A 12,006-nucleotide genomic window follows, 5' to 3' on the forward strand; every position below is an offset into this window, starting at 1 on the left:
GGATCACGGTCGGATCAGACCGGTCGGACCGAACGGACCGACCGTGAGGTGAGTGCGACGACCGGTACGAGGGCGACGGCCACGACGGCGCCGGTCCACGCCAGCGCCTGGTAGCCGGACGCGGCCATCACCATCCCCGAGAGGGCGCCGCCGCTCGCTCCCGCCAGGGCGATCAGCACGTCGACGGAGCCCTGCACTCGGGCTCGCTCGTCGGGATCCGTGGCGTCCACGATCATCGCGGTGCCGGAGATCAGGCCGAGGTTCCAGCCGAAGCCGAGCAGGACGAGGGCGACGAGCGACGCGGTCAACGAGTCGCCGAGCAGCGCCGCCGCCGTCCCCGCCGCGACCAGGACGACCCCGGAGGCGACCGCCATGGGCACCCGTCCGACCCGGTCCACGAGCATGCCCGTGACGAGCGAGGGCAGGTACATCGCGGCGACGTGCGCGCCGATGACCGCTCCGACCGCGCCGAGCCCGTGGTGGTGCATCTGCATGTGCACGGGGGTCATCGTCATGATGCCGGTCATCACGATCTGGGCGACCACCATGACGAGCGCGCCGAGCACGATGCCCCGTCGCAGCCGACCGCCGGGCTTCGCGGCGACCGGGGTGCTGCTCGTCACCGGGGCATCGGCGCAGGGATCCGCGCGCAGCCGCTCGGCGAGGAGGAGTGGGTCGGGGTGCAGGAGCACGAGCAGGGCGACGCCGGCGGCCAGGTACGCCGCCGCGCCGAGCAGGAACGGACCGGCGAGCGGCGGGATGCCCCAGGCCGCGGCCACACCGCCCATCGGTGTGACGAGGTTCGGTCCGACGACCGCACCGAGGGTCGTCGACACCATCGCGATGCTCGCGGCGGAACCCCGACGGTGGCTCGGGGCGAGGTCGGTCGCGGCGTACCGTGCCTGCAGGTTCGTGGCGGTGCCCGCACCGTAGACGAGGAGAGACACGAAGAGCAGCGGGATCCACCCGGTGGTCGCGGCGACCACGACCCCCACGGCGCCGAGACCCCCGGCGATGAACCCGCCGCCGAGCCCTGGCCGTCGCCCCCACCGCTGGCTGACCCGTCCGACCACGTACGCGGTGGCGGCGGACCCGAGGGTGAGCACCGCGGCGGGCAGCCCGGCGAGGGCGTCCCCGCCGAACATCTGCCGGGCGAGGAGGGCCCCGACGGTGACCCCGGCGGCGAGTCCCGCGCCGCCGAGGACCTGCGTCGTCACGACCGCCACGACGACCCGGCGCTGCACGGAGGCTCGGAACGCCTCGCGGGCGGCGTGGTCGGTGGGGATCGTCCGGTGCTGGATGGTCATGGCCCCGAGTGTGGTGTCATGGGTCAGTGCCGTTCAACCATGACAACATGATCGGTGTCCGCCTCGCCGAACGGCTCGTGAACCTCCGGGCCACCCGGTCGTGGACGTCCGAGGCCCTCGCGAGCGCGCTGCACGACGCCCTCGTCCGGTTCGACACGGTCGACCCGGAGCTGGAGCGTGGTCTCTCGGCGTGGGCTTCCGAGCTGCGCACGGTCTTCGCGGCGGACGACGTCGACGGTCGGATGGCGTCGGTGAACGCTGTGCTGGCGGTCGGGGTCCGGAAGGTGCAGCTCGCGACCCACGACGGCCTGCCCCCGCACCTGCACTTCGCGGACCACGAGTCCGGGGTGCTGGACCGGGTCCGGGCGATGACGTCCGGCGGGCTCGCGGTGTTCGCCACCGAGGCGGGCGGCGGGCGCATGGGGATCTGTGCCCGCCAGGGATGCGACTGTGTGTTCGCCGACGTCAGCAAGAACGGTCGGCGAGCCTACTGCTCGGCCGCCTGCGGGAACCGGGACGCCGTGCAGCGGTACCGTGCGCGGAGCGCCCACCGCCGGTGAGGTGCCCGAGCAGGGGCGACAGCGTGCTTCCGTGGGAATACCCTAGGGGGGTACCGTATTGAACACGACGGAGGACAGCATGCACGAACACGTCGGCTACATCGGCGACAAGGACGACCTGCTCAAGCGACTCCGTCGAGCCGAGGGACAGGTGCGCGGCATCGCCCGCATGGTCGAGGACGAGACGTACTGCATCGACGTCCTCACCCAGATCTCCGCGGCGAACCGGGCGCTCGAACGCGTCGCCCTGTCGCTGCTCGAGGATCACCTCAAGCACTGCGTCGCCGAGGCCGTCGCCGAGGGCGGCGATGCCGCGAACGTCAAGGTGCGCGAGGCGAGCGAGGCCATCGCGCGACTCGTCCGCTCCTGACGCCCATCCGCATCCAGAAGGGAACCACCATGAACACCGAACTCCTGCTCGTCGAGGGCATGACCTGCGAACACTGCGTGATGAGCGTCACCGAGGAACTCACCGAGATCGACGGGGTGTCCGACGTCGCGGTGCAGCTCGTGCCGGGCGGTGCCTCCCGGGTCACGGTCACCTCGGACGCCCCCGTGGACGCCGACGCCCTCCGCGGCGCGGTCGCCGAGGCGGGGTACGAGGTCGTGCGGTCATGACGGACGGCGTCGTCGAACTCGACATCACCGGGATGACCTGCGCCTCGTGCGCGAACCGCATCGAACGGAAGCTCGGCAAGCTCCCCGGCGTCACGGCGACGGTCAACTACGCCACCGAGAAGGCGCAGGTGCAGGTCGACGGGCCCGAGCCCGCCGACACCGCCGCGCTGATCGCCGCGGTGGAGTCCGCCGGGTACGGCGCCTCGGTGCCGGCACCGCCCGTCACGGAGCCGGGAACGGACGTCACCGGTGGCCGCGCCGAAGACCCGTCCGCACCGCTCCGGCAGCGGCTCGTGGTCTCGGCGGTGCTCGCCGTCCCGGTCGTCGTCCTGTCCATGGTGCCCGTGCTGCAGTTCCCGAACTGGCAGTGGCTGGCGCTGGCGCTCGCCGCGCCCGTCGCCGTGTGGGGTGCTCTGCCGTTCCACCGTGCCGCGTGGGTGAACGCCCGGCACGGCGCCGCCACGATGGACACCCTCGTGAGCGTCGGTGTCCTCGCGGCGTTCGGCTGGTCGCTGTACGCGCTGTTCGTCGGCGACGCCGGCAGGACCGGCATGCACATGACCTTCTCGTGGTTCGCCACCGATCCCGAGGCGAGTGACCTCTACCTCGAGGTCGCCACCGCCGTCACGGTGTTCATCCTCGCCGGTCGGTACATGGAGGCCCGTGCCAAGCAGCAGTCCGGAGCCGCACTCCGCGCCCTGCTCGAGCTCGGGGCGAAGGACGCGACCGTGCTGCGCGACGGCGCCTCCGGGGCGATCGAGACCCGCGTCCCCGCTGCGTCGCTCGTCGTGGGCGACGTGGTCGTCGTCCGTCCTGGCGAGCGGATCCCGAGCGACGGCACCGTCCGCGAGGGCTCGTCGGCCGTCGACCTCAGCATGCTCACCGGCGAGTCCGTCCCGGTCGAGGTCGGTCCTGGCGACGGCGTCACCGGCGCGACCATCAACGTCGGCGGACGGCTCGTCGTCGCGATCACCCGCGTCGGCGCCGACACCGAGCTCGCGCGGATGGGCCGGCTCATCGAGGACGCGCAGACCGGGAAGGCCGAGGTCCAGCGTCTGGCCGACCGGGTCTCCGGGGTCTTCGTGCCGATCGTCATCGGGCTCGCGGTCCTGGCGTTCGTCGGGTGGCTCGTGCTCGGCGGCTCCGTGACCGCGGCGTTCACCGCCGCCGTTGCGACGCTCATCATCGCCTGCCCGTGCGCGCTCGGGCTCGCCACGCCGACCGCGCTCCTCGTGGGCACCGGACGCGGTTCGCAGCTCGGGATCCTCATCGGCGGACCGCAGGTCCTCGAGCGGACCCGTGGCGTCGACACGATCGTGCTCGACAAGACCGGCACCGTGACCACCGGATCGATGGCCCTCCGCTCCGTCACGGCGAGGACCGACGCCGGCGTCGACATCGACGACGACGCCGTCCTGCGACTGGCGGCTGCGGTGGAGGACGGGTCCGAGCACCCCCTCGCGAGGGCGATCGTCGAGGCCGCGCGTGCCCGGGGGGTCGACGTGTCCGGCGCGACGCAGTTCACCGCGACGCCCGGCGCCGGCGTCCAGGCCGTGGTGGACGGCGACGTCGTCCTCGTCGGCACCGTACGGTGGCTCGGGGAGTCGTGGTCGATCACGGTCCCCGAGGCCGTCGCAGTGGTGGTCGACGCTGCCGAGGCCGACGGCGGCACCGCGGTCGTGGTGGCCCGCAACGGCGCCGCGCTCGGCGTGGTCGTCGTCGGCGACACGGTGAAGCCCGACGCCGCGGACGCCGTCCGGCGCTTCGTGGCGCTCGGTCTGCACCCGGTCCTGCTCACGGGCGACAACGACGGCGTGGCCCGAGCGGTCGCGGCGGAGGTCGGCATCGACGAGGTGCACGCGCGGGCCACCCCGGCGTCGAAGCTCGAGACCGTCCGTCGGCTGCAGGCCGAGGGCCGGAGCGTGGCGATGGTCGGCGACGGCGTGAACGACGCCGCGGCGCTCGCCGCCGCCGACCTGGGCATCGCGATGGGCGCCGGCACGGACGCGGCGATCGCGGCGAGCGACATCACCGTGGTGAGCGGGCGACTCACGGTCGTCGCCGAGGCGGTCCGGCTCTCCCGTGCCACGCTGCGCACGATCAAGGGGAACCTGTTCTGGGCGTTCGCGTACAACGTCGCGGCGATCCCGATCGCGATGGCGGGCCTGCTCAACCCGGTGCTGGCCGGCGCCGCGATGGCGTTCTCGTCGGTCTTCGTCGTGACCAACAGCCTGCGCCTGCGCCGCTTCGCCCCGCAGCCCTGAGCAGCGGACCGAGGCGGAGGGCGGCACGGTGCGGTTCCTGCACCGCGCCTCCCGCCGGACCTGTGCGCGCCGCACCCGCGACGGCACTACGCTCGGAGACGGTCCGCGACGCAGCGCTGCGGTGACCCGCGGGCTTGTACGTCTTGAAGGTACCCAGGAGGACCGAAGTGACCGAATCCGCTCCCGTCGACCCCACATCGACCGAAGGCTGGAAGAAGCTGGACGGCATCGCTGCCGGCTTCACCCCGGACCTGCGAGGGTGGTTCGACAGCGACCCCGGTCGTGCCGAGCGCTACACCCTCCAGGCCGCCGACCTCACGGTCGACCTGTCGAAGGGCCTCGTCGACGACGAGATCCTCGGCGCCCTGCTCCAGGTCGCGAAGGACACGCACGTCGCCGAGCGCTTCCAGGCGATGCTCGCCGGCGAGCACATCAACGCCACCGAGGACCGCGCCGTCCTGCACACCGCCCTCCGCCGTCCGAAGGGCGCCACGCCGGCGCTCGTCGTCGACGGTCAGGACGTGGACGCGGACGTGCACGCCACGCTCGACAAGGTCTACGCCTTCGCGGACAAGGTGCGCAGCGGCGAGTGGACCGGTGTCACGGGCAAGCGCATCGAGACCGTCGTCAACATCGGCATCGGCGGCTCGGACCTCGGCCCGGTCATGGTGTACGAGGCCCTCAAGCCCTACGTGCAGCCCGGGCTCGAGGCGCGCTTCGTCTCGAACATCGACCCCGCGGACATCTACGAGAAGACGGCGGACCTCGACCCCGAGACCACGCTCTTCATCGTCGCGTCGAAGACCTTCGGCACGCTCGAGACCCTCACCAACGCCCGTCTCGCCCGCCAGTGGCTGTGGGAGAAGCTGGGCCTCACGGACGCGAGCGACGACGAGAAGTCGGACGCCGTCGCGAAGCACTTCGTCGCAGTGTCGACCGCGCTCGACAAGGTCGCCGCGTTCGGCATCGACCCGGAGAACGCCTTCGGCTTCTGGGACTGGGTGGGCGGCCGCTACTCGGTCGACTCGGCCATCGGCACGAGCGTCGTCATCGCGATCGGCAAGGAGAACTGGGAGCAGTTCCTCGCGGGCTTCCACGCCGTCGACGAGCACGTCCGCACGACGCCGCTCGAGCAGAACGTCCCGGTCCTGATGGGCCTGCTCAACGTCTGGTACTCGAACTTCCTCGGCGCGCAGAGCCACGCGGTCCTGCCGTACACGCAGTACCTGCACCGCTTCGCCGCGTACCTGCAGCAGCTCACGATGGAGTCGAACGGCAAGCGCGTCCGCTGGGACGGCTCGCCCGTCACCACCGAGACCGGTGAGGTCTTCTGGGGCGAGCCGGGCACGAACGGCCAGCACGCGTTCTACCAGCTCATCCACCAGGGCACGCGTCTCATCCCGACGGACTTCATCACGGTCGCGAAGCCGGCCCGTCCGCTGAAGGACGAGACCGGCGACGGCAAGGCCGTGCAGCCGGGGCAGGACGTGCACGCGCTGTTCCTCGCGAACTTCTTCGCACAGACGAAGGCACTCGCGTTCGGCAAGACGGCGGACGAGGTCCGCGCCGAGGGCACCACGGACGAAGCCATCGTCGCGGCACGCACCTTCACGGGCAACAAGCCGTCGACGTCGATCCTCGCGCCGGAGCTCACCCCGAGCGTCCTCGGTCAGCTCATCGCCCTCTACGAGCACATCGTGTTCACCGAGGGCACCATCTGGGGCATCGACTCGTTCGACCAGTGGGGCGTGGAGCTCGGCAAGCAGCTGGCGCTGCAGATCGCCCCGGCGGTCGACGGCGATCAGGCTGCGCTCGACGCGCAGGACTCGTCGACGAAGGCGCTCATCGCGAAGTACCTGGAGCTGCGCGGCGAGTAACGCACGCATGCGCTGACTGGAGGCGCGGTGCCGGCCGGCACCGCGCCTCCAGTCCGTCTGCTGGTCGCGTCGGCCGCGGGGCGGGCGCGTGGCGTCGGTTCTGCCAGAGCGACAGTTCCACCGCATCCGCGCTCGAGCCTCCCGCGAAAGCGACAGAATCCCGCCGGACCCCGGCGGGATTCTGTCGCTTTCGCGGACGGGACAAGCGCGGAGGGGGCGCGGGGAGGGGGCGCGCGGTGGAGGGTTTGCTCAGCGACCCAGCGGGTCGAGGTTGAGCGTCGTGCCCTCGTAGAGGTGCTGGTCCTCGCCGAAGACCTGGACGCCCTCGTTCAGCCACACGAGTGCCCGGACGGTGATCCCGAACCGCGCGGCGACGTCGCCGATGAGGTCGTCCGGCGCGACCGTGTAGGACTTCGGCGCACCGCCCGCCGTGGTCGCGGTGACCGGCCCGGTGGCGTTCGCCCGGGCACCGGAGTCCTTCGGGTGCACGTTCGTCGTCCGGGCCGGGACCGACCAGCGGACGGTCGTGACCGCGAGCACCTTGTCGCTGGCGATCTCGACGGGGACGTCCTGCCCGGGAGCCGCGGCGGAGTAGGTCACGAGGGTGCCGAGGTGCGACGGGTCCACGCCGGAGCCCGCGAGGGGCACGTTCGCGGAGACGGCAGTGCTCGTGGGGCCGCCGAGGGTGTGGTCGCCGACCCCGTGGTAGGTGAGGCCGTCGCCGACCTTGCGGCTGAGGTCGAACAGTCCGACGCCGATCGGGACCGGCAGCGTCGACGTGACGCCGGAGTACTGCGCGGTGAACGTGTCGTCGCCGTTCGCGACCATCCGGAAGTGGAAGTGGATGCTGCCCTTCGGGGAGGCGACGTCGCCCTGGGCGAGCACCGTTCCGGCGGGGATGGGCGTCAGCGTCGGGGCGGGAGCTGCGGCCTCGGTCGGCTCGGGCGTCGGGGTGCGGGGGTTCGCGGAGGCCTCGAGGAGGTCCGCTGCCGATTCGCCGTCGGCGGTCGCGGTGTCGGTCGGGGTCGGCGTCGGGGTCGTCGTCGCCGGCGGGCTGGACGGAGCGGGCAGCGCCCCGTCCGACCCGCGCAGCAACGAACAACCGGACAGCGCGACGGTGGCCAGCACGACGGCACCGACCGTCACGATCCGATTCATGATTCCCCCTCACGACGATGCTAGCCGAGCACCGTGCGCTCGAGGGAGTCGTGCGTCCGGGATGTGTCTCCGGATGCAGTGGGAGCTCCTGTCGGTCGGACGGGTTACCGTCGGTGCATGGAGCGTTCGGAGATCCTCGCCGCGGCGGCTGCCGCGCACGCCGCCCGCATCGCCGAGGCGGGTGGTGACGATGCCGCCGCGCGTGAACGGGCCGAGAGCGTCCGGAAGCGGGCGGACGGCCTGATCGACAGGATCGAGCGGAGCGAGGCCACGGCCGAGGGGGACCGCGACGCCGAACGCCGCCGCGCGGGAGAGGCCGACCGGGCCGCCTCCCGTACCGAGGGCTCGCTCTCGGACTGGCACCGGATGGGTACCCGTCGCGGGGTCACGCCCGACGAGCAGGTCCGCACGGCCTGGACCGTCACGGGCGTCCCCGAACAGGGTGATGCCCGTGCCCTGGCGAACATCCTGCTCTCCACCGCCGGGCACGCCGGACGGGTCGCCGACGCCGCACGTCGGAACCCGCGTCTCTCCGGGGCGGCGAGTGCCGCCGCTCGCCGGACGGTCCGCCGCTACACGGACCACGGAGCGGACGTGGCGTCACTGGGGGACGTGCTGGACGAACCGGGCCGCGATGGCGAGTGACGGACCGCTCCCTCGCTGACCAGGACTTTCGTGGAGCGATCCAATCGACAGGATGTCCTCATGTGCGATTGACAGGACATGAAAACGGGTTACGATCCTTCCAAGCGATGGAGCCCTCTCATCACTGACGAAGGAGTCACCCGAATGGTCGACATCAAACCGACAGCCCCGAACACCGCACTGCCGCCGGTGGGCCAGGGGCCGCACGTCCGCCGCCTCGGCGTCCTGGCCCTCGTCGCCACGTTCGGCGGCCTGCTCTTCGGCTACGACACCGGTGTGATCAACGGCGCGCTCCTGCCGATGAAGCAGGAGCTCGGTCTCACGAACCTCACCGAGGGCGTCGTCACCAGTTCCCTCCTGTTCGGTGCCGCCATCGGCGCCATGCTCGGCGGGCGCATCGCCGACGGGTGGGGTCGCCGGAAGACGATCATCCTGCTCGCGGTCACGTTCTTCGTCGGCACGCTCACCTGTGTCTTCGCCCCGGCCTTCGGCGTGATGGTCGTCGGCCGTGTGCTCCTCGGTCTCGCCGTCGGCGGTGCGTCCACGGTCGTGCCGGTGTTCCTCGCCGAGCTCGCCCCGTACGAGATCCGCGGGTCGCTCTCCGGCCGCAACGAGCTCATGATCGTGATCGGTCAGCTCGCCGCCTTCGTGGTGAACGCGATCATCGGCAACCTCTGGGGCGAGGGCGACGGCGTCTGGCGCGTCATGCTCGCCGTGTGTGCGCTCCCCGCGATCGCGCTCTTCATCGGCATGCTCCGCGTCCCGGAGTCGCCGCGATGGCTGGCCTCGAAGGGCCGCAACGACGAGGCGCTCGCGGTGCTCGGGCAGATCCGGTCGAAGGAGCGTGCGGCCGCCGAGCTCGAGGACATCAGGCGCACGAACGAGTTCGAGGCGAAGGTCCAGAAGCAGAGCGGTTGGCGCATCCTCCTCGGCAACAAGTGGCTCGTCCGCATCGTGCTGATCGGGGCGGGCATCGGCGTCGCGCAGCAGCTCACCGGCATCAACTCGATCATGTACTACGGCCAGACCGTCCTCATCGAGTCGGGCTTCCAGCAGTCGGCCGCCCTCATCGCGAACATCGCGCCCGGTGTCATCGCCGTGGTGGGTGGCGTCATCGCCATCTACAACATGGAGAAGATCAACCGCCGCACCACGCTCATCCTGGGCTACTCGCTGACGACGGTCTGCCACTTCCTCATCGGCATCGCGTCGGTCACACTCGTGGACGGCAACCCGGCCCGACCGTGGGTGATCCTGTTCCTCGTCGTCGCCTTCGTCGGCTCGATGCAGACGTTCCTCAACATCGCCACGTGGGTGATCCTGTCGGAGATCTTCCCGACCCAGATCCGGGCGCTCGGCATGGGCATCGCGGTGTTCTGCCTCTGGATCGCGAACGCGTTCCTCGGACTGTACTTCCCGACGATCGTCGCGGCGGCGGGCATCACCGGGACCTTCTTCGGCTTCGGTGTCATCGGGCTCCTCGCGCTGGTCTTCATCTGGAAGTTCGTGCCGGAGAGCCGCGGGCGCACCCTGGAGGAGGTCGAGGAGGGCGTCACCACCGGCAACATCTTCACCGTCCCCGCGAAGACGGCGCGCCGATGACGCGCTGACGCACTCGCTGACGCACTCCACCACGGACCGGAGGCGCGGTGCCGACCGGCACCGCGCCTCCAGTCCGTCTGCGGTCGCTTGCTGAACGCGACGTGAGCCGTCTCGTCCTACGCTCCTCGTTCGTACTCGTGCAGACGATCCGAAGGGCTCCGTGCATCCCACCCCGCTGACCACGAGCGTCGGCCTCGCGTCCGGACGCACCGCGGCGTTCCCGGTGCCCCTGACCGTCGTCTGCACGGTGCTGCTCGTCGTCGCCGTGGCGTGCGCGGTCTTCGTCGCGATCGACGTCGTCCGCCGCCCGCAGCACATGCGCGTGATGGCGTTCGTCTGGCCGCTCACGATGCTGTTCGGCAGTGTCGTCTGGCTCGTGTTCTACCTGCGTCGGGGACGAGCCACCGCGCCCGGTCACGGCCGCTGGGCGGGGACCGCGATCGACACGAGCCACTGCGGTGCCGGCTGCGCCCTGGGAGACCTCGTCGGCGAGTTCGGCCTGGCGGCGTTCCCGGCGCTCGGGGTCGTGGTCGGCCTCGGCTCGCTCTACCAGGACCGGATGGTCGCCGGGTGGGTGATCGACTTCGTCGTGGCGTTCGTGCTCGGCATCGCCTTCCAGTACTTCGCCATCGCCCCGATGCGCGGCCTCGGCGTCCGCGCGGGTCTGGTCGCCGCGCTCAAGGCGGACACGCTGTCGATCACGGCGTGGCAGGTCGGGATGTACGGCCTCATGGCGGTGTGGCAGCTCGCCGTGTTCCCGGTGCTGTTCGACGGTCGCGCCGACGTCTTCTCGCCGGAGTTCTGGGTCGCGATGCAGTTCGCGATGGTGGCCGGTTTCGTGTGCTCCTACCCGGTCAACGCCTGGCTGGTCCGACGCGGGATCAAGGAGGCGATGTGAGCGGGAGCACGGACGGGAGGCGCGGCGCGGGCCGGCACCGCGCCTCCCGTCCGTCGTCGGTCGCGTCTACGGACGCAGCAGCACCTTGCCGACACGGCCGGCGGTGTCGTTCGCGCGCACCGCGTCCCGGACGTCCTCGAAGGTGAACACGTCGGCGACGGGGAGCGTCAGCGAGCCGTCGAGCACGCGCGTGATGAGCTCGCCGAACAGCCGCTGCTTCGTCTCGGCCGGCATGGTCCTGCTGACGACGCTGCCCCAGAAGCCCTTCACCGTGAGCTGCCCGAAGATGACCTTGCCGGACGGGATCTCGAGCGTGGGGGAAGCCATGGCGCCGAACACGACGAGCGTGGCGTTCTCGCCGAGGACGCTCGCGACGTCACCGGCCGCCGCGCCACCGACGGAGTCGACGCCCGCGACGATCGGCGCACCGCCCGTGATCGCCGTGACCCGGTCCTGCCAGTCCTCGGCGTCGGTGGCGACCACGCGCTCGATGCCCTGGCCGCGGAGCTCCTCGACGCCGGCGGCCCGACGGACGAGCCCGACGACGTTGACGCCCCTGGCGGCGGCGAGCTGCGCGACCATGCGGCCGACGGCACCGTTCGCGGCGTTCTGGACGAGCCAGTCGCCCTCGTGCAGGTCGAGCGAGTGCAGCAGGCTGATCGCGCTGAACGGCATGGAGACGAGCTGCGCGGCGGCCTCGTCGGGCATGGCGTCGGGCACCGGGATCAGCCCTGCGGCGTCCGCGACGTAGTACTCGGCCCAGACGCCGAACGTGCCGCCGGCGACGCGCTGGCCGACCTGCAGGCGATCGACGCCCTCGCCGAGTCCCTCGACGACGCCGAGGGCCTCGGTGCCGGACTGCGCGGGGAGCTCGGGCCTGAAGCCGTAGGTGCCGCGGACGGTCCAGAGGTCGTGGTTGTGGATCGGGGACAGCACCGTCCGGACGAGGACCTGGCCGGGGCCGGGCTGCGGGATCGGGCGTTCGGCCACGGTCAGGACGTCGGCGGGCTCGGCGAAGGTCTCGTGGACGACGGCGCGCATCGTGGTGTCGAGGGCTTCCATGGTGTTCCTTCCTTC

At 71.5% G+C, this 12,006-nt stretch carries 11 protein-coding genes; 8 read left to right on the plus strand and 3 right to left on the minus strand.

Translation table 11 applies throughout. The features are described 5' to 3' along the window. Window positions 1–14: 14 nt before the first annotated feature. Complete coding sequence (locus tag HP507_RS12720; protein WP_175352164.1) at window positions 15–1,307, minus strand: MFS transporter; 1,293 nt, start codon at window positions 1,305–1,307, stop codon at window positions 15–17. Between the two features lie 47 nt (window positions 1,308–1,354). Between HP507_RS12720 and HP507_RS12725 the strand changes: the two genes are divergently transcribed. From HP507_RS12725 to pgi, 5 genes are all read left to right on the plus strand, one after another. Beyond that, window positions 1,355–1,867, plus strand: a complete 513-nt coding sequence (locus HP507_RS12725; RefSeq protein WP_217508779.1) for a CGNR zinc finger domain-containing protein — start codon at window positions 1,355–1,357, stop codon at window positions 1,865–1,867. A 79-nt stretch (window positions 1,868–1,946) separates the two neighbouring features. Continuing rightward, window positions 1,947–2,237 (plus strand): metal-sensitive transcriptional regulator, encoded by a 291-nt coding sequence (locus HP507_RS12730; protein WP_175352166.1) that lies wholly within the window; start codon window positions 1,947–1,949, stop codon window positions 2,235–2,237. Window positions 2,238–2,266: 29 nt separating this feature from the next. Next, on the plus strand, window positions 2,267–2,485 hold the full coding sequence (locus tag HP507_RS12735) for a heavy-metal-associated domain-containing protein (RefSeq protein WP_175352167.1): 219 nt from the start codon (window positions 2,267–2,269) through the stop codon (window positions 2,483–2,485). Further along, the gene (locus HP507_RS12740; RefSeq protein WP_175352168.1) at window positions 2,482–4,749 is read left to right on the plus strand and encodes a heavy metal translocating P-type ATPase; all 2,268 of its coding nucleotides are present in this window, start codon (window positions 2,482–2,484) and stop codon (window positions 4,747–4,749) included. Before HP507_RS12735 ends, HP507_RS12740 begins: the two co-directional genes overlap by 4 nt. A 167-nt stretch (window positions 4,750–4,916) precedes the next feature. Continuing rightward, window positions 4,917–6,626 carry a glucose-6-phosphate isomerase gene (pgi, locus tag HP507_RS12745; RefSeq protein ID WP_175352169.1) on the plus strand — a complete coding sequence of 570 codons (1,710 nt, stop codon included), beginning with the start codon at window positions 4,917–4,919 and terminating at the stop codon, window positions 6,624–6,626. 249 nt (window positions 6,627–6,875) lie between these two features. Here the strand turns inward: pgi and HP507_RS12750 are convergent, their stop codons facing one another. After that, the gene (locus HP507_RS12750; protein WP_175352170.1) at window positions 6,876–7,784 is read right to left on the minus strand and encodes a LysM domain-containing protein; all 909 of its coding nucleotides are present in this window, start codon (window positions 7,782–7,784) and stop codon (window positions 6,876–6,878) included. 117 nt (window positions 7,785–7,901) lie between these two features. Between HP507_RS12750 and HP507_RS12755 the strand changes: the two genes are divergently transcribed. The 3 genes from HP507_RS12755 (at window position 7,902) to HP507_RS12765 (ending at window position 10,929) form a co-directional block, all read left to right on the plus strand. After that, on the plus strand, window positions 7,902–8,429 hold the full coding sequence (locus tag HP507_RS12755) for a hypothetical protein (RefSeq protein WP_175352171.1): 528 nt from the start codon (window positions 7,902–7,904) through the stop codon (window positions 8,427–8,429). A 144-nt stretch (window positions 8,430–8,573) separates the two neighbouring features. Then, window positions 8,574–10,031 carry a sugar porter family MFS transporter gene (locus tag HP507_RS12760; protein WP_175352172.1) on the plus strand — a complete coding sequence of 486 codons (1,458 nt, stop codon included), beginning with the start codon at window positions 8,574–8,576 and terminating at the stop codon, window positions 10,029–10,031. 160 nt (window positions 10,032–10,191) lie between these two features. Then, on the plus strand, window positions 10,192–10,929 hold the full coding sequence (locus HP507_RS12765) for a DUF4396 domain-containing protein (RefSeq protein ID WP_271207274.1): 738 nt from the start codon (window positions 10,192–10,194) through the stop codon (window positions 10,927–10,929). A gap of 66 nt (window positions 10,930–10,995) precedes the next feature. Here the strand turns inward: HP507_RS12765 and HP507_RS12770 are convergent, their stop codons facing one another. After that, window positions 10,996–11,970: a zinc-binding dehydrogenase gene (locus tag HP507_RS12770; protein WP_175352284.1), complete on the minus strand. Its 975-nt coding sequence runs from the start codon at window positions 11,968–11,970 to the stop codon at window positions 10,996–10,998. Between the last annotated feature and the right edge of the window lie 36 nt (window positions 11,971–12,006).

It is taken from the genome of Curtobacterium pusillum, assembly GCF_013359865.1.
GTDB classification, from domain to species: Bacteria; Actinomycetota; Actinomycetes; order Actinomycetales; family Microbacteriaceae; genus Curtobacterium; species Curtobacterium pusillum.

Coding starts and splice junctions, on each gene's coding strand:
- HP507_RS12720 (WP_175352164.1), bottom strand. CDS start 1,307: ATGACCATCCAGCACCGGACGATCCCCACCGACCACGCCGCCCGCGAG.
- HP507_RS12725 (WP_217508779.1), top strand. CDS start 1,355: ATGATCGGTGTCCGCCTCGCCGAACGGCTCGTGAACCTCCGGGCCACC.
- HP507_RS12730 (WP_175352166.1), top strand. CDS start 1,947: ATGCACGAACACGTCGGCTACATCGGCGACAAGGACGACCTGCTCAAG.
- HP507_RS12735 (WP_175352167.1), top strand. CDS start 2,267: ATGAACACCGAACTCCTGCTCGTCGAGGGCATGACCTGCGAACACTGC.
- HP507_RS12740 (WP_175352168.1), top strand. CDS start 2,482: ATGACGGACGGCGTCGTCGAACTCGACATCACCGGGATGACCTGCGCC.
- HP507_RS12750 (WP_175352170.1), bottom strand. CDS start 7,784: ATGAATCGGATCGTGACGGTCGGTGCCGTCGTGCTGGCCACCGTCGCG.
- HP507_RS12755 (WP_175352171.1), top strand. CDS start 7,902: ATGGAGCGTTCGGAGATCCTCGCCGCGGCGGCTGCCGCGCACGCCGCC.
- HP507_RS12760 (WP_175352172.1), top strand. CDS start 8,574: ATGGTCGACATCAAACCGACAGCCCCGAACACCGCACTGCCGCCGGTG.
- HP507_RS12770 (WP_175352284.1), bottom strand. CDS start 11,970: ATGCGCGCCGTCGTCCACGAGACCTTCGCCGAGCCCGCCGACGTCCTG.